Origin of the sequence: Methylovulum miyakonense HT12 (assembly GCF_000384075.1) — a bacterium.
GTDB classification, from domain to species: Bacteria; Pseudomonadota; Gammaproteobacteria; order Methylococcales; family Methylomonadaceae; genus Methylovulum; species Methylovulum miyakonense.
On the sequence record NZ_KB913025.1, the window covers coordinates 2,457,041 to 2,480,611 of the forward strand.

At 47.5% G+C, this 23,571-nt stretch carries 17 protein-coding genes; all 17 read left to right on the forward strand.

Annotated elements, in window-relative coordinates; all coding sequences use genetic code 11:
- The first annotated feature begins 31 nt into the window (after nt 1–31).
- The 17 genes from leuB to METMI_RS0112440 all read left to right on the forward strand — a co-directional run bounded on the left by leuB (nt 32) and on the right by METMI_RS0112440 (nt 23,458).
- Nucleotides 32–1,117 (forward strand): 3-isopropylmalate dehydrogenase, encoded by a 1,086-nt coding sequence (gene leuB, locus METMI_RS0112360; RefSeq protein ID WP_019866610.1) that lies wholly within the window; start codon nt 32–34, stop codon nt 1,115–1,117.
- Nucleotides 1,117–2,139, forward strand: coding sequence for an aspartate-semialdehyde dehydrogenase (locus METMI_RS0112365; protein WP_019866611.1), 1,023 nt, complete (start codon nt 1,117–1,119; stop codon nt 2,137–2,139). Before leuB ends, METMI_RS0112365 begins: the two co-directional genes overlap by 1 nt.
- A gap of 47 nt (nt 2,140–2,186) precedes the next feature.
- A complete protein-coding gene (locus METMI_RS0112370) occupies nt 2,187–4,958 on the forward strand; it encodes a FimV/HubP family polar landmark protein (protein ID WP_029151665.1) in 2,772 nt (923 codons plus the stop codon).
- A gap of 291 nt (nt 4,959–5,249) precedes the next feature.
- Nucleotides 5,250–7,673: a tetratricopeptide repeat protein gene (locus METMI_RS0112375; RefSeq protein WP_019866613.1), complete on the forward strand. Its 2,424-nt coding sequence runs from the start codon at nt 5,250–5,252 to the stop codon at nt 7,671–7,673.
- Between the two features lie 47 nt (nt 7,674–7,720).
- Nucleotides 7,721–8,734, forward strand: a complete 1,014-nt coding sequence (locus METMI_RS0112380; RefSeq protein ID WP_019866614.1) for an NAD-dependent epimerase — start codon at nt 7,721–7,723, stop codon at nt 8,732–8,734.
- On the forward strand, nt 8,734–10,026 hold the full coding sequence (locus METMI_RS0112385) for a nucleotide sugar dehydrogenase (protein WP_019866615.1): 1,293 nt from the start codon (nt 8,734–8,736) through the stop codon (nt 10,024–10,026). Before METMI_RS0112380 ends, METMI_RS0112385 begins: the two co-directional genes overlap by 1 nt.
- 113 nt (nt 10,027–10,139) lie before the next feature.
- On the forward strand, nt 10,140–10,862 hold the full coding sequence (locus METMI_RS0112390; RefSeq protein ID WP_019866616.1) for a polysaccharide export protein: 723 nt from the start codon (nt 10,140–10,142) through the stop codon (nt 10,860–10,862).
- Between the two features lie 30 nt (nt 10,863–10,892).
- Nucleotides 10,893–12,467 (forward strand): XrtA system polysaccharide chain length determinant, encoded by a 1,575-nt coding sequence (locus tag METMI_RS23910; RefSeq protein WP_019866617.1) that lies wholly within the window; start codon nt 10,893–10,895, stop codon nt 12,465–12,467.
- 19 nt (nt 12,468–12,486) lie between these two features.
- Nucleotides 12,487–13,647 carry an XrtA-associated tyrosine autokinase gene (locus tag METMI_RS25485; RefSeq protein ID WP_019866618.1) on the forward strand — a complete coding sequence of 387 codons (1,161 nt, stop codon included), beginning with the start codon at nt 12,487–12,489 and terminating at the stop codon, nt 13,645–13,647.
- A 140-nt stretch (nt 13,648–13,787) separates the two neighbouring features.
- The gene (locus METMI_RS0112405; RefSeq protein ID WP_198007918.1) at nt 13,788–15,314 is read left to right on the forward strand and encodes a TIGR03016 family PEP-CTERM system-associated outer membrane protein; all 1,527 of its coding nucleotides are present in this window, start codon (nt 13,788–13,790) and stop codon (nt 15,312–15,314) included.
- Between the two features lie 2 nt (nt 15,315–15,316).
- The gene (locus METMI_RS0112410) at nt 15,317–16,279 is read left to right on the forward strand and encodes an XrtA/PEP-CTERM system-associated ATPase (protein ID WP_019866620.1); all 963 of its coding nucleotides are present in this window, start codon (nt 15,317–15,319) and stop codon (nt 16,277–16,279) included.
- A gap of 328 nt (nt 16,280–16,607) precedes the next feature.
- On the forward strand, nt 16,608–17,441 hold the full coding sequence (locus METMI_RS0112415) for an XrtA system polysaccharide deacetylase (RefSeq protein ID WP_019866621.1): 834 nt from the start codon (nt 16,608–16,610) through the stop codon (nt 17,439–17,441).
- 14 nt (nt 17,442–17,455) lie between these two features.
- Nucleotides 17,456–18,475 carry a FemAB family XrtA/PEP-CTERM system-associated protein gene (locus tag METMI_RS0112420; protein ID WP_019866622.1) on the forward strand — a complete coding sequence of 340 codons (1,020 nt, stop codon included), beginning with the start codon at nt 17,456–17,458 and terminating at the stop codon, nt 18,473–18,475.
- 4 nt (nt 18,476–18,479) lie between these two features.
- On the forward strand, nt 18,480–19,682 hold the full coding sequence (locus METMI_RS0112425; RefSeq protein WP_019866623.1) for a TIGR03087 family PEP-CTERM/XrtA system glycosyltransferase: 1,203 nt from the start codon (nt 18,480–18,482) through the stop codon (nt 19,680–19,682).
- A gap of 3 nt (nt 19,683–19,685) precedes the next feature.
- A complete protein-coding gene (locus tag METMI_RS0112430; protein ID WP_019866624.1) occupies nt 19,686–20,822 on the forward strand; it encodes a TIGR03088 family PEP-CTERM/XrtA system glycosyltransferase in 1,137 nt (378 codons plus the stop codon).
- 13 nt (nt 20,823–20,835) lie between these two features.
- On the forward strand, nt 20,836–22,725 hold the full coding sequence (locus tag METMI_RS0112435; protein WP_019866625.1) for an XrtA/PEP-CTERM system amidotransferase: 1,890 nt from the start codon (nt 20,836–20,838) through the stop codon (nt 22,723–22,725).
- 172 nt (nt 22,726–22,897) lie between these two features.
- Complete coding sequence (locus METMI_RS0112440) at nt 22,898–23,458, forward strand: hypothetical protein (protein WP_019866626.1); 561 nt, start codon at nt 22,898–22,900, stop codon at nt 23,456–23,458.
- Nucleotides 23,459–23,571: the final 113 nt, after the last annotated feature.

Consider the following 23,571-nt stretch of genomic DNA (forward strand, 5'->3'; position numbering starts at 1 on the left):
TGATAAGGATAAAGGGAAGGTTAAAAGCGTAATGACAAAAAAAATTGCAGTTCTACCTGGTGACGGTATAGGGCCGGAAATTGTTGCCGAGGCGGTGAAAGTCCTTGACTATTTGAATGCCGATATGAGTCTTGACCTAAGCCTTGAATATGGCTTGATTGGTGGTGCGGCTTATGATGCGCATGGCACGCCCTTTCCGGAGCAGACCCTGGTTTTGGCAAAACAAGCGGATGCTGTTTTGCTGGGTGCGGTTGGCGGCTACAAATGGGAATCGCTGGATATTGCCGTGCGCCCCGAAAAAGGCCTGTTAGGGCTGCGTTCGGAATTGCAGCTTTTTGCCAATTTGCGTCCGGCCATTTTATATCCGCAATTGATCAGCGCCTCCACCCTAAAGGCTGAGGTCGTTTCCGGCCTTGATATTTTGATTGTGCGTGAATTGACTGGCGGTATTTATTTCGGGCAGCCGCGTGGTGTAAGGTTGCTTGATAATGGGGAAAAGCAAGGTTACAACACCCTCGTCTATAGCGAATCCGAAATACGCCGGATCGCCCATTCTGCGTTTCAGGTGGCGCAGAAAAGAAATCGTCGCCTTTGTTCGGTTGATAAAGCTAACGTGTTAGAGTGCACCGAATTGTGGCGCCAAGTTGTGACCGAAATCGGTAGGCAATATCCCGATGTTGAGCTCAGCCACATGTATGTTGATAATGCGGCCATGCAACTGGTCCGCGCGCCCAAGCAGTTTGACGTGCTGGTGACCACTAATATGTTTGGCGACATCCTTTCGGATATATCAGCCATGTTAACCGGTTCCATTGGCATGTTGCCCTCAGCATCCTTGGATGCCAATAACAAAGGCATGTACGAGCCCATCCATGGTTCGGCGCCCGATATAGCCGGGAAGGGGGTCGCTAATCCATTGGCGACGATTTTATCGGCGGCGATGATGTTGCGTTATACGTTTAACCGCAGTGATGCGGCAGGACGCATTGAGGACGCTGTCAACAAGGCGTTAAATTCCAATATCCGTACTGCAGACATTTATTCTGAGGGAATGCAAAAAGTGGGTTCCGCAGCAATGGGTGATGCGGTAATTTCTGCTTTAAAAGAAGGTGCATGATGACCAAAACTTATAATGTCGCCGTTGTTGGCGCAACCGGCGCGGTTGGTGAAGCCATGCTTGCTATTTTGGAAGAGAGGGGTTTTCCGGTTGGTGAAGTCTATGCTTTGGCAAGCAGCCAGTCTGTGGGTAAAAGGATTCCCTTTAAAGGCGGTTCGTTAAGCGTGCAAGACTTGGCTGGTTTTGATTTCTCCAAGGTTCAAATTGGCCTGTTTTCACCGGGCGCTTCTGTGTCTGCGGAATATGCCCCCAAAGCCGCAGCGGCCGGATGTGTTGTCATAGATAATACTTCACAGTTCCGTTATGACGATGACATCCCGTTGGTTGTGCCTGAAGTAAACCCGGATAAGATCGCCGACTACAAAAATCGGGGGATAATCGCCAACCCGAATTGCTCCACGATTCAGATGTTGGTGGCATTAAAGCCAATTTACGATGCCGTGGGTATAGAGCGCATCAATGTTTGCACTTACCAGGCGGTTTCAGGGACAGGTAAAGAGGCGATTGAGGAGTTGGCTAAACAAACGATGGGGTTGTTGAACATGCAGCCGATTACGAGCCGGGTATACCCTAAACAAATTGCTTTTAATGTATTGCCGCAGATTGATGTGTTTATGGATAATGGCTACACTAAAGAGGAAATGAAAATGGTTTGGGAAACGCAAAAAATTCTCGGCGATGACAGGGTTAAGGTCAATGCCACGGCGGTAAGGGTTCCGGTTTTTTACGGCCATTCCGAAGCGGTGCATATTGAAACGCGTGAAAAAATCGACATTTCTGCTGTTCGGGCGTTGCTTCAAAAGGCTCCTGGCGTGACCGTCATTGATGACCGTCAGGACGGCGGGTATCCGACAGCCGTCACAGAATCATCCGGTCACGATGATGTGTTTGTAGGGCGTATCCGGGAAGATATTTCCCATCCTAGGGGGATTGATTTGTGGGTGGTTAGCGATAATGTCCGCAAAGGGGCCGCTTTAAACAGTGTGCAAATTGCAGAAGTGCTGGTAAAAAATCACATCTAGTCTAAGATTAGTTTAACATTTGACTGACTATTCATGGTAATGAAACTGTGGAAACTATTTTGAAGGAGAGCGGTGTGCGCAATTTAACTAAAACTTTAGCAGTTGTATCGCTTTTGGTACCAGCTAGCGCCCATCCTTTAGGGATAGGCGAGATTAAATTGCATTCGGCCCTAAATCAAAATCTGGATGCAGAAATTGCTTTGGTCCTTTCGGCTGGGGAAAAGGTCGCGGATATTAAAGTCAATCTGGCGTCCCCAGATAAATTTGACGAAACGGGCATACCTTGGAGTTCTTTCCTTTCGAAGCTTAAGTTTCAGACCATTGAGTCGGATAACAAGCGGGTTGTCATTAAAATTTCTTCTAGGGAAGTGTTGAAAGAACCTTTCTTAGACTTCCTATTGCAAGTCAGTTGGCCTAAAGGGGATTTGTATCGTGAATTTACCCTATTGGTCGATCCGCCTACTGAATATGCCCAAAGTGCCGTCCCCGTATCCGAAGCTCCCTACAGCTATGGGCCTGAATCCCGGTCGGCATATGCTGCCCCTGCGCAACGGGCACGCAAACCCCGTGCCCTGGTTACCGCCAGTCTAAATAGCGAACGATACGGGCCAACAGCGAAAAATGATACCCTTTGGAAAATAGCCGGGCGTATCGGCAATGATTCGGGCGTGTCGATGGAGCAGCTCATGGTGGCATTGTACGATGCCAACCATGGCGCCTTTTATAAGGCTAATGTAAACGCATTATTGCCGGAAAAAACATTAAAGATCCCGACGAAGGACGATATTTTAAAACTTTCCAAAAGCGATGCCTTGTATGAATTCAACCGGCAAATGCAGGCTTGGAAAAACCCTTCGGCAGTCGCCCGTATCCGTGAGGAAGCCGTTCAAGAGCAAGGGCAGGCGGTTGAAAATCAGTTGACGTTGAGCGCCCCCACCCAGGATAGTGTCAATGGGGCAGCTTCCGTTGCATCGCCGGATCAGGTGGGTAGTGGCGCGGCCACCGCCCAGGCCACTTCAGGAAGTGATCAAAAAAATAAGCTTGGCCAGGCTTCCGCAGACGAAGCTATACAAGCGAAAATCGCTGCTTTAGAAAAGCAACTGTCCACCATGCAAGAATTGATTGCATTAAAGGATCAACAACTTGCGGCATTGCAAAACCAGGCCCAAGCTACGCTCCCTGCCCAGGCGGCCCCGCCTGCGCAAACCCCGGCTACACCGATAGCGGAGCCAGTCAAGCCCATTCCACCGCAGGCACCTTCGGGTGATGTCCAGACTGTCCCAGCATCTAAGGAAGCTGCCACACCAGCGGCAATCCCCGCCCCAGTTCCCGGAGGGGAATTGCCCAATAAGGCACAAACGCCAGTACCGGCAGAGAAGCCGCCCGTACGCCGCGTCGCCACGCCTGTGGCGGAAGAAGGCACATCAATCTGGACTTACCTTGGTCTTGGCGTTGCAGGTATCGGTTTGTTAGGAGGGTTGGGCTGGTTTTGGCAACAAAGAAGAAAAACTGACTATGACGATTTGTTCGAGCCAGCAAGCCGGTCGAAATCAGAAAAAGAATTGCTTGGACCGGAACTTGAGGACAGCAATAACGAAGCCACCACGAGTGATAATCTTTTCGTAAGCGATATCAATAGTGGGGAATTCGATGTCTTCGACATGGAGCAAACAGAAATTGACCCAATTTCTGAAGCTGATGTGTACTTGGCTTATGGCCGATACCAACAAGCTGAAGATTTAATGCGGCATGCTATAGATGAGCAGCCAAGCCGTGATGAGTTTAAGCTGAAATTGTTGGAAATTTTTTATGCTAACGAGAATAAGCAAGCGTTTGAAAAATACACCGCTGAGCTTATTGACGAAGGTAAAATAGACGATGCGGGCTTTTGGGCCAAAGTGACGGAAATGGGCAGTGAAATCTGCCCGGATTCGATATTTTTCTCAGTCAAAACAGCAGCCCAGCCTGTTGATTTGAAGAAAAATGCTGCGGGCGCTGGCTTGTTGGCGACTAACGATGACGTGGGCAAAGAGGAAGGTAAGATAGATGAAATGGATTTTGATTTAGCGTCATTTGAAGAGTTGTTTTATAGCGAGGATTCGGGAAATCCGGCAGAGCGCCTATTTGATCTCGAACATGATAAAAACATAACGCAAGCCGTTAATGTAAAAGAAGAATCCGATAACAAAAATGACAGCATAGATTTCGATTTTGACGACTTGTCTTTTGAAACACCTGTCTTGGAACGGGCGAATGAAAAGGTGGGTGTGCAGTTAGATAAGTCCCCATCATTAAAAAATAATGATGAATTCGAAACGTTTGATTTTGATTTAAGCCCCCCTAAGGCCGGATCGGATCTGGCAAGCACCAATTCTGGCGCGCCTGTAGCTCAGGCGAATAGCGAGCTCAGTACGTTAGATTTTGATTTTAGCCCAATTGAAGCGGATACAAATGACAATCGCGGGCTTGAATTCGAAGGGCTAACGTTAAGCCCTTCTAAAAATACTGACGAAAGCCTCAGGACGCTTGATTTTTCAACGGATAATGCCCCTAAGACAAATTTATTTAATGAAGACTCGTTAAGTGTTGATTTTTCTTTTGATAAGCAACCGCTAGGTTTTAGCGAACAACGGATTGAAGGTTTTGGGGTTGCCAACTTGTCTGAAATGGACGAGATGGAGACAAAATTAGATCTGGCGATGGCTTATATTGATATGGGCGACCGCGAAGCCGCCCATGAAATAGCCCGTGAAGTATTGGAAAAAGGCAGCCCCGAACAACAGCTAATCGCTAAGGCGTTGCTCGAAAATAAGCACTAAATTAAGTGCCTGCAAGCCATTAAAGAAGCCCTTTATCGGGCTTTTTTATTGTTTATCAGATAGTATGGTTCCGGGTTCCATCAATATCAGGAATTCTTGCCTGTGCCAAGTATCACCCAATTCCTCTGTTTCACAATTATATAAGCCGTAGCCTTTTTGAATAAGGCCCAGGGTTAGGCTGCTAACTCTGTTAGAATTTGACCAATCGAAAATAAATTATGTAAAAACGATTCTTTTTATATAATTTGTTGCAGAATTTATTTGCAAATAACATTTAAGTAGGCTAGCAAAATGAGCGATATTCGTTATGGAAGTAAAAGAAAAGTAATAGCCAGTGCTATTTTTATAGCGTTATTTTTAGCCGAGGGATGTGATAACAAGGAAGACGGTAAAAAGCATCTTGAAAAGGGTATTGAATACCTTAACAAAGGTGAATATGAAAAAGCTAAGCTGGAACTAGAGACTTCAAGCCAATCTGATAAGGATACCGCCCAAACTTATTACTATCTCGCGTTGTTGGATGAAAAAAACCTAAAGTATAAGGAGATGAAGGAAAATCTCATAAAAACGGTTGAATTGGCGCCCAAACATATGGAGGCCAGGATTAAATTAGGCAATGTTTTACTGCTTCTCAGCGAGCCAGTTAAGGCACAAGAGCAGGCTGACTATGTGTTAAAAGAAGACGGTCAAAATATGAAGGCCAGAATTTTAAAAGCTTCTGCATTCATCAGCCAAAAGAAAGTCCCCGAAGCATTGGCAATTCTTGACGATATTTTAGTAAAAAACCCGCTTGACACTGATGCCCTATCATTGAAAGCCTTGGTAAGTATGCAAAAAAATGATTTGCCGATGGCCAAGGAGTTAATAGAGGCCGCCATTAAAACCGATCAAAAGAATCTCGCCCTACAATTGTTGAAAATCCAGATCCATGCCAAAGAAAAAGATTTCGATGCAGTGATCGCCGATTACCGGCAGCTTATTGTCTTATACCCTGAAAATAAAGACTTTAAAGTCATGTTAGCCAAAATCTACGCCCAACTCGATAAGAAAAAGGAAGCGGAAGATTTACTGCGCCAACTGATTGCCCAGGTTCCTGATGATATTAGGGCCAAAATATTGTTGCTTGATTTTTTATCAGTGCTTTCAACGGAGAAGGTATCGGGGCAATTTCACCAATATGTTGAGCAGTATAAAAACCAGCCCAAAATATTATTGGAACTCGCCAATTGGATGACGGCAAGAAAACAGTTTGAAGAAGCGAATAAGATATTTAACCAAGTGATTGCATCTGAAAAAGATTCTGATATTGCTTATGCGGCAAAAGCCCTGCTGGCGAGAAATGTACTGGACAACAAAAATTATGACATGGCCAGTAAGATTGTGGATGAAATATTGGAGGCAAAGCCTGATTACGCTAGCGCAAAAATTTTGAAGGCAAGATTATTCATTGCCAAACAGTTGCCTGATGAGGCAATTGAAATCCTTAATAAACTGGCCTTTTCAAGGCCTAACTCCGATGAAATCCTCTATTTGTTGGGGCAGTCCTATTTGATTAAGGACAATAAGCAAGAAGCCGATAAAAACTTTGCAAAGGCACTGGAGCTTAATCCAGTCAATTATGAAGCATTAGTGTATGTTTATGATAAGGCCTTGGCGACCAATGATATTAAATTTGCCAAAGATATATTAAAAAAAGCGATAAGGTACAAACCGGACAATCTAATTTTATTGGAAAAACTGACCAAGATCCATTTGTCAGAGCGCAATTGGGACGAAGCCAAGGTGGTTGTCCAACAAATAGGCAATGTCATCAACCCGCTAGCAAAAGATCTTGCCGCCTTTTTGCAGGGGCAAATAGTCCAAGGGCAGGGGGATTACCCTAAAGCCATTGGGATATATAAAACTTTATTGGCAAAATACCCTGAAAATACCGACGCCTTGGTGAGCCTTGGCCGTTGTTATGAAAGCTTGGGCAAGCGGAGTGAAATGATTGGGTATTTAAATGATGCCCTCGCCAAAAACCAGAAAAACATATCGGCAGGGGTGCTTTTAGCCGAACTTTATAGGTTGGATAAAAATTACGCCAAGGGGGTGTCGTTATTAAACCAGCTGATCCAAAAAGACCCGAATATCCCGAAATTATATGTGTTATTAGCCAACACCAAATTAGCTGAAAATGACAATCAAGGCGCCGTCATTGCCTTTCAGGAAGGCCTGAAAAAGAATCCTGAAAGCGTTGAGTTGTCCTTATCATTGGCGTCACTCTATGAAAGGCAAGGCCAGCACGATTTGGCTATAAAGTTTTATGAGCAATTGGTCGAAAAAAATCCGCGCTTGGATGTGGCCATAAACAATTTGGCGTCAATCCTCAGCGAAAACTCAACCAATAAGGAGCAATTGGACAAAGCCGAGCATTTGGCGGAAAAATTTAAAGATTCTGAACAGAGCTATTTTAGGGACACTTATGCTTGGGTTTTGGTTAAGCAGGGCCGGATACCTGAAGCCGTGAACATCCTTGCACAGATCGTGAAGGTGTCACCCGAAGAGCCTGGTTTCAGGTACCATTTGGGGGTTGCCTACCATAAAAACGGCGATAACATTTTGGCCGCCACGGAACTTAAACAAGCCCTTGAGCTGGCAAAGACCAAAGGCCGTTTCCCCGAAAAGCAGGCGGTTGAGTCTTTATTGGCGGAAATAGCCAAATCGGCAAATTAGTCCCTATCAACTAATAACAGTGGCGCAGGATTTAACGAGGAGGCGTTTTGAAAGTACTGGTAACAGGTGCGGCAGGTTTTATAGGTTCTACCCTTAGCCTTAAGTTGTTGGCGCGTGGTGATGTGGTCGTTGGCATAGATAACCTCAACGATTATTACGATGTCAATTTGAAGCTGGCACGTTTGGAACGATTGAGGGCGCATAAGAATTTCAGGTTTTTGAAGCTTGATATAGCGGATAAGCCAGCTATGGAAGCGCTTTTTTCAACAGAGAAGTTCCAGAAGGTCATGCACCTTGCGGCGCAGGCCGGGGTTAGGTATTCAATAACCCATCCGCATGCTTATATTGATTCCAATATTGTCGGCTTCCTTAATGTTCTTGAAGGTTGCAGGCATCATAACGTGGAACATTTGGCGTATGCTTCTTCCAGCTCCATTTATGGCGCAAATACCAATATGCCTTTTTCCATCCACCATAATGTAGACCATCCGGTCTCACTTTATGCGGCCAGTAAAAAGGCGAATGAATTGATGGCCCACACCTACAGCCATTTATACCGTTTGCCGACCACTGGCCTGCGGTTTTTTACGGTTTACGGGCCCTGGGGCAGGCCGGACATGTCGTTGTTTTTGTTTACGCGCAGCATTCTTGAAGGTAAGCCCATTGATGTCTTTAACTTTGGCAATCACCGCCGCGATTTCACCTACATAGATGATATTGTCGAAGGCGTCATTAGGGTGATTGATAAGCCTGCCCAGCCGAATATCGGCTGGGCAGGTGAAACCCCCGATCCAGGCACCAGTACGGCCCCTTACCGCGTTTACAATATCGGCAATAACAGCCCCGTGCATTTGTTGACCTTTATAGAAACGTTGGAACAATGCCTCGGTAAAACAGCCATAAAAAACCTTTTGCCTTTACAGTTGGGGGATGTTCCGGATACTTATGCCGATGTCTCCGATTTGGTCAATGACTTGGATTATAAGCCGGACACCCTATTGGCGGACGGTATCCAACGGTTTGTTGAATGGTACAAAGACTTCTATAGGATTAACAGCTGATGAAACGGCATGGCAGGAACATTTCTGTAATAGGCTTGGGGTATGTGGGCTTACCGGTGGCGGTGGAGTTTGGTAATAACCAACAAGTGATTGGTTTTGACATCAATCCTGTCAGGGTCGCCGAGCTAAAAGCCGGGGTTGAACGGACTAACGAAGTCCCTGCCGCTGAACTGGCCGCCACCAATATCTTATACACTTGCGATGCCCGCGAATTGCGTAAAGCGGATTTCCATATTATCGCCGTCCCCACTCCGGTTAACTTGGCCAAGCAGCCTGATTTGTCCCCGGTGATAAATGCCTCGAAAACAGTCGGGCAGCAGCTAAAAAAGGGCGATATTGTCGTTTATGAATCAACGGTTTATCCGGGCGCTACTGAAGAGGAATGCATTCCCGTCTTGGAGCGGGAGTCGGGTTTAAAATGGGGGCTTGATTTTTCGGTCGGCTATTCGCCTGAACGTATCAATCCTGGCGATAAAGTGCATACTTTCAAAACCATAACCAAAGTGGTGTCTGGGGACAGCGCTGAAACCTTAGCCGTTGTCGCGGCTGTCTACGGGTCAGTGGTGAGCGCTGGGGTGTATCAGGCGGCATCCATTAAAGTTGCCGAGGCCGCAAAAGTGATTGAAAACACCCAGAGGGACTTGAATATTTCCTTGATGAATGAACTGGCGCTGATTTTTAATAAAATGGGTATTGATACCCAAGATGTTTTGAAGGCCGCTTCATCAAAATGGAATTTTTTGCCATTTGAACCTGGCTTAGTTGGCGGGCATTGTATTGGGGTCGACCCTTATTACTTGACCTACAAGGCGGCCATTTTAGGTTATACCCCCCAGGTTATTTTATCCGGACGCAGCATTAATGATAGCATGGGCGGTTTTATCGCGAGCCAAACCGTAAAAGAGCTGATCAAATCGGGGCGGTGCGTGAAAGGTAGCACGGTGACCCTTTTAGGTTTCACGTTTAAAGAAAACGTGCCTGACATAAGAAACACCCGCGCGATTGATATTGTCAGGGAGTTACAAGACTATGGCATTGATGTACAAGTTTTTGACCCCATGGCGGATCCGCACGAGATAATGGAAGAATACGGGGTTGCCGTGGCCGCCGAGGAGAGCGGGTTGCAGCCAGCCCATGCCGTATTGCTTGTCGTCCCGCATCGGTACTTTATGGAAAAAAACTGGTCTTATCTTTCCGCATTGCTTGAAGGCCAAAAGGGGGTTGTCATTGATGTCAAGTCCAAATTGGACAGGGGGGATATTCCTGATGGCGTTACTTTATGGCGGCTTTAATAATGGCATCAAAAATAACCCGGCCCACATCTTGCCCGTATCCGGTTTCGGTAAATTATAGCTATTTGTTTGGCAATTTTGTTCATTGGCTTTCGTAAGGCCAAGATGAGGTAATGAAAGTGTTTTTTTTACAGGTCATTAAGTGGTTATTGCCGGTACTGGTTTTTTTGCTATATGGTTGTGGGCATCCGCAATTGACCCAGGAAGACGATGCCGTTATCCCTTCCGATTACACTTATATAATTGGCCCGGGCGATAGCATCAATATTTTCGTTTGGGGAAATCCGGACATATCCACAACCGCGACCGTTAGGCCTGATGGTAAGATCACCATCCCTCTGGCGGAAGATTTGATAGCCAGTGGTAAAACCCCCGCCCAATTGGCCAGGGTCATGGAAAAGTCGTTGGCAAAATATGTACGTGATCCGCAAGTTGTCATTATGGTAGGCGGTTTTCAAGGCGTCTATAGCCAGCAAGTGCGGATTATCGGGCAATTGAGTGGCGGCGGGGGTGTTGGCGGGGGGATCGGTGGCGGTATGGGCGCAGGCCTCGGAAGTTCCGGTTTGGGTGGCGGAGCAGGGGCCGGTGGCGGTTCGCGTTTTTCCGCACGCTCTTTCCCTTACAAGAAAGACATGACCTTGCTCGATCTAATGATACAAGTTGGTGGTTTGGGGCAATATGCAGATGGTAACAGGGCTAGCATTGTCCGTAATATCAACGGGGAAATGCAACAATTTGGCATTAGGATTGACGATCTGATTGAAGATGCGGATTTGTCGGCCAACATTAAAATTTTACCTGGAGATATTGTCATAATCCCTGAAGCGTTTTTTTAACCATCTAGCAAAAAATTCTACAGAACAGTTATGCAACAGCAGTTAACAGAAATCCTCTTTTATTTAAGAGGGACCTTAAGATACAAATGGGTCGCCATTGTGCTGGCCTGGGTAATCTGCCTGACAGGATGGATGGTGGTGATTGTCATGCCTAAACAATACACTTCCGAGGCGAAAGTGCATGTTGAAACCAGCACCATGCTCAGGCCGCTGATGAGGGGGATGACGGTGGAATCTGACGTCAGGGCGCTGCTTAGGGTGATGCAACAATTGATGTTCACCAAGAATAACGTCGAACAGATTATCCATTTGTCAGATTTGGAGAAAAGAATAAAAAACCCGCGCGACCAAGAACAAATTGCTGACGAATTAAAAAAGAATATTAAGATCACGTCCTTGGGCGATGATATTTTCACCATAAAATATCAATCAGATAGCCCGGATCTGGCAAAAAATGTTGTCCAAGCCGTGTTGACCGTTTTTTCTGAACAAACGCAACTATCTACGATGGTTGGTGCGGATACGGCACACCACTTTATAGACCGCCAGATTCAGGAATATGAAGTCCGTCTGCGTAATGCAGAAAAAGCCCGGGAAAATTTTATGCGCATTAACCTAGGGATGTTGCCTGGACAAGGCAGTAATCAGGTTGAGCAAATGCAATCCATGACGGTTGCCTTACAAGACGGGAAATTGCTTTTGGACGAGGCCATCTCGAGAAAACAAGCCTTGAAAGAGCAATTGGATGAAGCGTTAGTTTCGGGTGATGAAGAGTGGGGGGAACTGGCTGGCCATCAAGGGACTGTTGAAGACGAAAAAATCGCTGACCTTAAGTTGCGCAGGGATGATTTACTGATTAAGTACACCGTTAACCATCCTGAAATTGCCCATTTGAATAAGACAATAAAGGAATTGGAAAAAGTTAGCGCCCAAAAGCGGGCCAAACAAATAGATGCAGGCGGGCTTGATAGTTCAGTCATAACGAACCCCTATACACAGTCTATAAAAATTGCCTTAAATGAGGCTGATGCGACGGTGGCGTCTATCCAGTCCCGCGTCAACATTCTGGAGAAACGTTTGGAATTGGCCCGGAGCGAATGGAACACAAGGCTTTCCGTCGAAACTGAAATGCAAAATTTAAACAGGGATTATGCGGCCATAAAGAAAAACTATGACCAATTGCTGGCTAGCCGGGAACAGGCGAATTTATCGAAAAAGGTCGATGACCAAGCAGAGTCGCTGAAATTTAAAATCGCTGATGCTCCGGACAAACCGCTGACACCGTCTTCAATGCCCAAGCCGATTATGGATTCTATTATCCTGGTTGCAGGGATATGCGTAGGTTTCGGTGCTGCTTTTTTAATTTATTTGATTAGGCCTACCGTGATGACTACGGCGCAACTCAGGCAGCTGACCGGGTTGCCGGTACTGGGGAGCGTGTCGATGAAAACCAACGACCTGGAGGCTAAGAAACACAAAAAGGAACTCTTTAGATATAGTTTTTCAACATTTGGGCTCATTGTAATTTATATCAGCTTCATGATGATTGATATCTTGCATATTGACGTATCCAGTTTTGTCAGGTTATTGCAGCGTATTAACTAAAAATCTGTAAAGGCTAACTATGAGTATTATTGAAAAGGCAGTTAATAAAACCGAGCATGCGGAGCTTCTTGCTAACACTGCTGATTTATCCACAGAACCCGGTTTATTTGGCCAAGGCGAGGCTTCAATTAACGAGGGTAACGCCGGTAAAATGGAACAAGTGCTGGATAACCCTGTTTATGAGGAGGCTGATGCTGAAGGCCTTTATGCCGGAGCGGATTTATTTGACCAGGACAATGCCCCCATAAATAAAGGCCAAGCTAATACAATTGAGGGCTTGGTCAAGAAAGCCGACCAAGCCGGGCAATTAAATCATAATGCCCGCTTACCTATGGAAGCGGGTTTGTACAATGGAAAAGCCCCTTCTTTAGGCGGGCCCTTCTCTACGGACAATGAGAAGGTGTACAAGAAAAAGGATGATTATTCTGCGCCACAAGATAGGGTTGAAATTGATTGGGCCAGATTGGCCGAGTTAGGTTTCGTGACGCCCAGTGATGTGAACACCAAAACCATAGAAGAATACCGTAATATTAAGCGGCCCCTTGTTTACAATGCATTTGGTGCCGGCAGCGTAGGCATTGCCCGGTCAAATTTGATTTTGGTGACCAGTAGTGTGCCAGGTGAAGGTAAAACCTTCACCGCAATCAATTTGGCTTTGAGCATTGCCAATGAAAGGGATAAAAAAGTATTGTTAATTGATGCGGATGTCGCCCGCCCCTCGGTATCAAAAACGTTAGGGATCTATTCCCCTTCAAGGCCCGGGCTGATAGATTACCTTGAAGGGGAAAATATTGACTATTCAGATATAGAGCTATCTACCAATATGCAGGGGCTGCGTATCATTCCGGCGGGTAAGCTGCATAAATATTCCACCGAGTTGCTGTCCAGCAATAAGATGGCCTTGTTTGCGGAGGAGTTAAGCAACCGTTACCCTGACCGCATTGTCATTTTTGATTCCCCCCCTTTGCTTGCGGCTACCCAGGGTGAAGTGTTGGCAAAATTAGTTGGCCAAGTCGTTTTGGTCGTGGAAGCCGAAAAAACCTTGCAGAGCATGGTCATGGAGTCGGTCAGTAAATTGTCGGTTTGTGATGTGGTGCTATTGGTGTTTAACAAAACCTTAATTAGCCTCAGTGACGGTTATTATTATGGCTATGGTTATGGGCAATACGCTACCCATTAGTGTCAGGATGGCAATCAATAATCCCTACGGATTTGCTGTTTGCTGCTGTCTGCGACAAAGTTTCAATATCCCTTTTATAAGCCAACTGAAACATGAAGCAGCCCATTAGGGTTTTGAGATGTTGCTATCAAGGGATCATCTTGCCAAGACTATTTAACAGCACTGTTCCGCTAGTCCAATTAGCGGGGCTGTTTTTATGTGTCCCTTGCCATCAAGCCCATGCCGCTAACTGGACAGTTAACCCTTATATACAGTTTCGGGAAACCTATTCCGATAATCTTAGGTTGGCACGGCCTGGGAACGAAAGTGCGGGCTTTGTCACGGAAGCCAACCCTAGCCTTTCCATTTTTAGGCAGTCGGGAAAAAATACGCTGAACTTAAATTACCGGCTACAGAATTTATATAATGCCTCCGGTAATGAAGACGCCACTACGTTTAACCAATTGCAGTTTAGTTCCAGCAACGCATTGATACCTAATAAATTTTTTCTTAACGCAAATAGCTCCATAAGCCAGCAAAATATCGACAATACCCGGATAGCCAATGACAATATTTCGGGATCTGGCAATAGGACTAATGTCAACACTTTCAGCCTTTCACCCAGTTGGACGCCGCAATTTGGTAACTACGCGTCTGGTTTGGCAGTGGTGAACTATGATACGGTGACTACTGATACCATTGCCAATTCCGGCAGGGCGGGCATTTCGGATACCCAAAATTTTGGGGAGCAGATACAATTGAATAGCGGTACAGAATTTAAGAGGGTGGGTTGGAACCTGTCGTTTAATAACCGCGACAATTACCGTGCGAATGGAAATGATGTTTCATTTCAAAACTCAAACGCAACCCTAAGGACTTATATCAATAAACATGTTAATGTTTTCGCCCAAGGCGGGTTTAGTGACAATAGTTTTCAGTCATTTTCGGGCAGCAATAACAATGGCTTTTTTTATACCGCAGGTGTGCAATGGATTCCCAGCCAGCGTTATAGCCTAGAAGCGGGTTATGGGAATAACTCCCATGTCACGTTAAGCCTTTCACCCATGCAACGCCTGACCTGGGTGACCACGTTCAGGGATAACCAGATTGGCTTAAATTCTGGGCAAACGTGGCAAACAGCCCTGAATTACCGCACCCAGCGCTCCAACTGGTCATTAACCCATCTTAATGACACTACGACAGTACAAGCGTTGTTATTAAAAGAACGGGTTATTATTGTTGATGGCAACCCCGACCCCTTTGTTAACCAGCCTGTAGAAATTCTTGCGTTTTTCCCGACCCAGACCGATCAAGTTATCGTGACTAAAACTTGGAATTTTGCTGTTTCATTTTTCACCGGTAAAAGCACCCTTACCGGAAGTGCATTTAGTCAAGACCGGATATACCAGTTGAATGATGGCCATGAAAAAGTCACGGGCCTTAATGGCAGTTGGAATTGGCAATTTGCCCATAAAACCAGCGCTTATCTTACCCCCAGATGGCAGCAAATAGACCGTGGCTTGCCAGTCAAAGACAACCGCTACGATTTGGGGATCGGTTTAATCCATTCCCTTACCAATCGCCTCAATGGTAGTTTGGAATTTCGTCATCTCAATCAGACCTCAGCGTTTAGCACGAATAATTTTGAAGAAAACCGCGCAACGGCAAGCTTGTTTTTGAGATTCTGAGCATGTATGACGGTTTTTATAATTTAAGCAGAAAACCCTTTCAGCTAAACTCCGATAGTGATTTCTTTTTTAAAAGTGAAGTGCACAAACGGGCGTTGGCTTATATGCGCTATGGCATAACCCAAGGCGAAGGGTTTATTGTGATCACCGGTAAGCCGGGCACCGGAAAGACCATGCTGATCAAGCAGCTAGTCAACAGCATAAACCGGGAAAAAGTAACCTTAGGGTTGATAGTGTCATCCCAAGTGGGGGCCGATGATTTGTTAAGGGTCGTCGCAACAACCCTTAATGTGCCTTATGAAGGGGAAGACAAGGCCACTTTGTTAGATAGGTTGGAACGGTTCCTGGTCGACCAAGCCCTGAAAGGTAAGCGTGTGTTGATGATTGTTGATGAAGCACAAAATTTACCGAAGACTTCATTGGAAGAATTACGGATGTTATCCAATTTTGAAAGGTCGGGGAAAACGCTGCTACAAATATTTTTAGTCGGGCAAAAGCAGTTCAGCAAAACCTTGGCCTTGCCTGAAATGGAGCAGCTTAGGCAACGGGTGGTTGCAACGTATCAATTAAAATCCCTAAATGAAGAGCAAACCAAAAATTACATCTTGTTCCGCTTGAAAAGGGCGGGCTGGCAAGATTCCCCGCAGTTTGAAGAAGATGCTTTCCCATTGATTTTCCACCACTCGAGAGGGGTTCCGAGAAAAATCAACACCCTGTGTGAAAGGGTCATGATGTTTGGGTTCCTGGATGAATTGCAGGTATTGGACCGGACGGTCATCCAAAAGGTCATTGATGATATTCATGAGGAAGAGGCCATTGAAGCGGAAGATATGCCAAATAATGCTGCTGTGGCTTTAGGGCGCACGGGTTCGGGTAATTTGGAGCAGCGTGTCGTTGCGCTGGAAAAATTGTTGGCCGAACTTCATCAGGTTTTAAGCACCCATCATAACGGGCTGAAGCCATAATCCATAATGGCCGTCAAATGACGTTCGCCCGACAGGGTGTACCCATGGATAGCCTCACTGCCATTAAGTTGAATAAATATTAATATTCATGCGGTTACGGTTGTATTTTTGCGGTGCATATCAATCGTAGGTCGGGTTAGCGTCAGCGTAACCCGACATTTGGGTGCTGATGCGTCGGGTTACGCTATCGCTAACCCGACCTACAAATTCGTTCGTAACTAATTGTTTTATTTTTATTAAAACCTTAACTTAATGGCAGTGATGGATAGCCTGTATAAGCTGCCGATTTATATAATTTATTGATTTCCAAACTGCTACGGTAATTATCGTGACCATCAAAAACGCCATGACAGTCGATGTGGAGGATTATTTCCAGGTTTCCGCATTTGAACCTTATATCGCCAAGGCACAATGGGATGTGTTGCCCCATCGGGTGGCCAGGAATACCCATCATATCCTCGATTTGTTTGCTGGATACGGTGTCAACGCGACGTTTTTTACCCTCGGTTGGGTCGCCGAACGTTATCCGGAGTTGGTCAGACGTATCATTGCGGAAGGCCATGAATTGGCCTGCCATGGTTATGAACATATCCGCGTTACCGAACAAACACCTGGACAATTTCGTGCCGATGTCGCCAAAAGCAAGCAATTATTGGAAGATTTAAGCGGGGTGGCCGTCAAAGGCTACCGTGCCGCCAGTTATTCCATTAACGCCAGCAATTTATGGGCGTTGGAGGTGTTGCAGGAAGAAGGCTTCGGGTACAGTTCCAGCATTTATCCGGTCAAGCATGACATTTATGGGATGCCCGATGCGCCGCGCTTCCTGTATGCGCCTTTAGCAGGTCATTTGGATTTTAAGGAAATACCCATCACCACTTTGCGCCTAGGCTCAAAAAACTTGCCTTGCGGCGGCGGCGGTTTTTTCAGGTTTTACCCGTATCCCGTATCCAAATGGGCGTTTAAACGGGTCAATACGCTTGAACAGCAAGCCGGCATTTTTTATTTCCATCCTTGGGAAATTGATCCTGGGCAACCTAGGCAATCGGGGTTAAATCTAAAAACCCGTACCCGCCATTACCTTAACCTCGGCCGTATGGAAAACCGGATCAGGAAACTTTTGGAAGATTTTGAATGGGATACGATGGAAAAGGTGTTCTTATGAAAAAGGCAAGTTCAATGATAAAAACTTTGCATCAGGCTGATTTTGGCCGTTGGGACGAATTTGTCAACAACCATCCCAATGGCACTTTCTTCCATCTTTCAGGGTGGAAAACGGTTATTGAAACGGCATTCGGGCATAAGGCCCATTTCCTTTATACCGAACATGACGGGGCAATCACGGCGATTTTGCCCTTGGTGCATGTGAATAGCTTGCTCTTTGGCAACAATCTCGTGTCAACCGCATTTTGTGTATACGGTGGCATCATCGCCAATAATGAAGCCAGCTATGATTTGCTTGATGCCGAAGCCTGCCGCTTGGCAAAGGAATTGGGGGTGGATGCCTTGGAAATGCGCAATCGCGAACGCAAGCACCCTGAACGGCCATATAAAGAATTATATGTGACTTTCCGCAAACAACTGGAAGCGGATGCCGAAAAAAACATGCTCGCGATCCCCAGGAAGCAACGGGCAATGGTCAGGAAAGGCATAGAAGCCGGATTGGTCAGCACGATAGATGATGACGTCGGGCGCTTGCATCTGGCTTATTCGGAAAGTGTCAGGAATTTAGGGACGCCGGTTTTTTCGAAAAAATATTTTCGGACGCTGAAGCAGGTGTTTGGTGAGCAATGCGAAGTGTTGAGCATTGAACACGATGGCAAGCTAATCGCCAGCGTCATGAATTTTTATTTCCGTGATGAAGTGTTGCCCTATTACGGCGGAGGCACGGAATTGGCCAGGGAATTGAAAGGTAATGATTTTATGTATTGGGAAGTCATGCGCCGTGCGGTGGGGAAGGGCGTAAAAATTTTCGATTATGGGCGCAGCAAAATCGGCACGGGTTCGTACAGTTTTAAAAAAAACTGGGGCTTCACGCCAGAGCCACTCTTTTATGAATATTATTTGGTGAAAGCGTCAGAAGTGCCGGACATCAACCCGCTCAACCCTAAATATCAGTTTTTTATCGCCGCTTGGAAACGTTTGCCGTTAGCGGTCAGCCAGGCGGTGGGCCCCTGGTTGTCGAGAGATTTAGGGTAGGGTGATGGATAACCTGTTGTTCCTTGTCCACCGTATACCCTTCCCACCCAATAAAGGCGACAAGATCCGTTCTTACCATTTTTTAAAATATCTCCAAACGGAATTTAATGTTTATTTGGGGACGTTTATTGATGACCCGCATGATTGGCAATATACCCCGCAGGTTGACGCATTGTGCGCGGACACCTGTTACTTGGGATTAAAACCCTTGCCTGCCAAAATTAAAAGCTTGAAAGGCTTGCTGGCCGACAAAGCCCTAAGCTTGCCGTATTATCAGAATCCGGCCATGCAAAGATGGGTGGATGCGGCCATTAAAACCCACGCCATCCGCAAAGTCCTGGTGTTTTCCTCGGTGATGGCGCAGTTTGTCCAATTCCGCCCGGAGGTCGAAATGGTGGTGGATTATGTCGATGTCGATTCCGACAAATGGCGGCAATATGCGGAAAAAAAACAGGGTGTTGCCCGCTGGGTTTACCGGCGCGAAGCCAAGTATCTGCTGGCGTATGAACGGGAGATAGCCAGTTTGTCTAAAACCAGTGTGTTTGTTTCCGAACAGGAAGCGGCTTTGTTCAAAACCCTTGCGCCTGAATCTGGTGATAAGGCCATGTTTGTCAATAACGGCGTGGATACCGGATATTTTTCGCCCTACCAAGAGCTTGCCTCGCCTTACCGGGCTGATGAAGAGGTCTTGGTGTTCACCGGGGCGATGGATTATTGGGCAAACATTGATGCGGTCATCTGGTTTGCCACGGAGGTGTTTCCCTTGGTGCAAGCGCGTTATCCGCAAGTGAAGTTTTATATCGTCGGCAGTAACCCTAGCAAAGCCGTGCTTGAGCTGGCCGTTAACCCGGCTATTACTGTTACGGGTCGGGTTGATGATGTCAGGCCTTATGTCGCCTCTGCACGGCTTGCGGTCGCGCCTTTACGCATCGCGCGGGGCATCCAAAATAAAGTGCTGGAAGCCATGGCGATGGCCAAAGCTGTGGTCGCCACTTCGGCCGCGATGGAAGGCATCCCATATCTCGAATGGCCTGAACCGCTGGCGGTTGCGGTCAGTGATGAAGCTGTGGCTATGGCCGGGCAACTCTGTGGCCACTTGCACGGCCCGATACCGGAAGTTACCGCCCATGCCAACCGTGAGTTTGTGGCCGCCCGCTTCAGTTGGCAGCAAAATGTCCACCAGCTTGCCAGGTTATTGCAGGAGTAAGACATGCACCAACCCCCTTTGGTTGTCCATATCATTTATCGTTTGGGTGTGGGCGGTTTGGAAAACGGCTTGGTTAACCTGATCAACACTATGCCGCCTGAAGCCTACCGCCACGCCATTATCTGCCTTAAGGACAGCACGGATTTTAAGGGTCGCCTTCGCCGTGATGATGTGGCCGTTTTTGAGCTGCACAAAAAGGACGGGCAGGATTGGGGCTCATTTGTGGCGATGTACCGCTTGCTGAGGGAACTTCGGCCCGCCATCGTGCATACCCGCAATCTGGCGGCGATTGAATATCAGATCCCCGCATTTTGTGCCGGGGTCCGTGGTCGCGTCCACGGCGAACACGGCTGGGATGTGTTTGACCCTGACGGCACTAAGGTCAAATACCAATGGGTGAGGCGGGTGTTGGATTGCTTTATCCAGCGTTTCATCCCGCTATCCCGGCATTTGGAGAGCTATTTGCTGGATAAGGTCCATGTCTCCCCCGGCAAAATCACCCGCATCACCAACGGCGTTGACACGCGCATTTTTTACCCGCGTTCAGGCCAGAAACAGCCACTGGGCGGTTGCCCGTTCCCTTTTATGGATACGGATTGGGTGATTGGTACGATTGGGCGCATGCACGGCGTCAAGGATCAAATCACGTTGGTGAAGGCGTTTATTTTGGCCTGCCAGCACGAACCGGAACTGGGCCGCCGCTTCAAGTTGGTGATTATTGGTGATGGCCCGCTCAGGGCACAAGCGTTGGCATTGTTGGAGACTGCGGGCTTGTCTTCCCAAGCGTGGTTGCCAGGGGCGCGTGACGATGTCGCTGAGATTCAGCGCCGTTTGGATATTTTTGTGCTGCCCTCGCAAGCCGAAGGCATTTCCAACACCATTTTGGAAGCGATGGCAAGCGGCTTGCCCGTGATCGCCACCGAGGTGGGCGGTAATCCCGAATTGGTTATTGACGGGGTCACTGGGTGGCTGACGCCTGCGAACGATGCCGGGTCGATGGCCAAGCATATCCTCGCCTACATCCATGACGGCGGGACCTTGCGGCGGCACGGCCAGCAAGGGTACCAGCGGGTGCTGCAAAACTTTTCGTTGACGGCGATGGTGGCTAATTACCAAGCGGTCTACGACTCATTTTTTTAAAAGGAATAACATTATGTGCGGAATTGTCGGCATTTTTGACTTGCAAGCCAAGCGCGAAATCAACCGGGATTTGCTGTCGCGGATGAATGAAAGCCAGTTTCATCGCGGCCCTAATGAAGGCGGCATCCACATTGAAGCGGGGCTGGGTTTTGGGCATAGGCGCTTGTCCATCATCGACCTAAGCAGCGGCCAACAACCGATGGTTAGCCGTGACAACAATGTCGTGCTGACGTTTAACGGCGAAATCTACAATTTTATGGACTTGCGCAAAGAGCTGGAAGGCTTGGGTTACCATTTCCAGACCCATTGCGACACCGAAGTGATTTTATACGCTTGGCAAGCGTGGGGCGAAGCCTGTGTTGACCGCTTCCGTGGCATGTTTGCGTTTGCCATCTGGGACAGGCCTCGGCAAACCTTATTTCTGGCGCGTGACCGCTTGGGGGTTAAGCCGCTGTATTACGCACAACTGGGCAATGGCCAGTTTATTTTCAGTTCGGAATTAAAAGCCCTGAAAGAACATCCTGGTTTGCCTAGGGAACTCGACCCTAGCGCCATCGAAGAATATTTTGGTTTTGGCTACGTGCCCGACCCCAAAACCATTTACAAAAATGTTTATAAGCTGGAACCTGGTTTTTGCCTGACCTTAAAACATGGCCAAAGCCAATATCAGCCGCGCCAATATTGGAATGTCAAATTCGCCGTGGGGACGCCGCGTAGCGAACAAGAAATCGGTGAGGAACTGATCGGACGTTTCCGTGAAGCGGTAAAAATCCGCATGGTTGCCGATGTGCCATTAGGCGCATTCCTGTCTGGCGGTGTCGATTCTAGCGCGGTTGTTGCCATGATGGCGGGCTTGTCGTCTGATCCCGTCAATACCTGTTCCATTTCTTTTGGCGACCCCGCTTACAACGAATCAAAATTTGCCGCGCAAATCGCCGGGCGTTACCACACCGCGCACCGTGTCGAGCAAGTTGATCCTGATGATTTTAGCCTGATAGACCAATTGGCCGGGCTATACGATGAGCCTTATGCCGATAGCTCGGCGCTGCCGACTTACCGTGTCTGTGAATTGGCCAAAAAACAAGTCACGGTGGTATTGTCCGGCGATGGCGGCGATGAAAACCTCGCGGGCTACCGCCGCCACCGTTGGCATACTTACGAAGAACAGATGCGTTCGTGGTTGCCGGATAGCATCAGGAAGCCCGTGTTCGGCACTTTAGGCCGCGCCTATCCGAAAGCCGATTGGGCGCCGAAAATCTTCCGTGCCAAATCCACCTTGGAATCCATAGGCCGCGATTCAGTGGAAGGTTATTTCCATAGCGTTTCAGTCATGTCCAATGAATTGCGCGGCAAATTGTTCAGTGCGCAATTCAAACGCGATTTGCAAGGTTACCAAGCCGTGGAGGTGTTTCGGCAGCATTTACGCAATGCGCCCACCGACAACCCTTTGTCACAAGTCCAATACCTGGACATCAAAACCTATTTGCCGGGGGATATATTGACCAAGGTGGATCGGGCCAGTATGGCCCATGCGCTGGAAGTGCGGGTTCCGTTGCTGGACCATCAGCTGGTGGAGTGGTTGGCTGGCATACCACCGGAGTTAAAACTCAAAGGCCGCGAAGGCAAATATATTTTCAAAAAAGCGTTAGAAGATTACCTGCCTGACGATATTTTATACCGCCCGAAAATGGGTTTTGGCGTACCGCTGAACGCGTGGTTTAAAGGCCCGCTAAAAGATAAGGTGCGTGATGCGTTGTTGGGCGCAAACATGAACCAAGGCGGCTGGTTTGACCCCGCCGTTTTGGAACAGATCGTCGTCCAGCACCAAAATGGCTTGCGGGATTACAGCGCGCCGATTTGGTCATTATTGATGTTTGAGGCATTTTTACGGGCTAATGGCTGAGGCTTGTTAATGGTGATGCTGCGGAAAGTGGCCGTTCTGTAACGCTTGGCGTAATGCTTAGCTAAATCCAGCCGCTTAATCGGATGGGGCAAAACTTGATGGCGCCTGTTGCTTGCAAAGGCACCCTTCCCAACGTCGGCACTCAAGCAACTTATGTTAAGGGTTGGACTATATGAAGATTTTTTATGCAAGGCGGATAGGCAGTTGCTTAATCGCTTCGGTCTTGGCTTCTTGCTCAATCGGGCGGCAGGGCAATGCCTTGGCCTACCAAAATCCCGTCGGGGACTTCGTTTTTAATTGTTACTCCATCAACCATGCCTGGGGCCATCAGTTTTCCGGTTTTTTTATAGGCCATGACGGAAAGGTCTACCGTTACGCCCGCAAGGGGCTTGCCAGTAAAACCGACCCGATTAAGCAGGCGTATTATCAGGCGGATGAACTGCTTGATCAATTTAAGGACAAGGCATTAATCGCCCTCATTGACCCGTCTACGATGGCGGCAAAAACCGCGTTGATTGACAGGGCCGCTTCGGGCACGGTCACCCACCTTAACCAGCGTGTGGCGGATGCAGGCCAGAACGGTTGTGTTGCATACCGCTTCATTGCCGACAAAAACCTTTACCAACCCGTCGAATTGGGCTCATACGGCGTTACGCAAATTAAAACCATCAATAGCTCCGCTGCTGCACAAGCCTTGTTGCAGTGGCTGCTGTCCATCAGACAGGCGAATTGATCTTTACCATAAATTTCGCCGTTCCATTAAGAGGCCAGTTGCTGCGTTTCGAGATGGGCAGGCGGCTTAAACGGGGGGCTAGCCTGCTAGCCCCTTTATTCCAACAGGCTTTA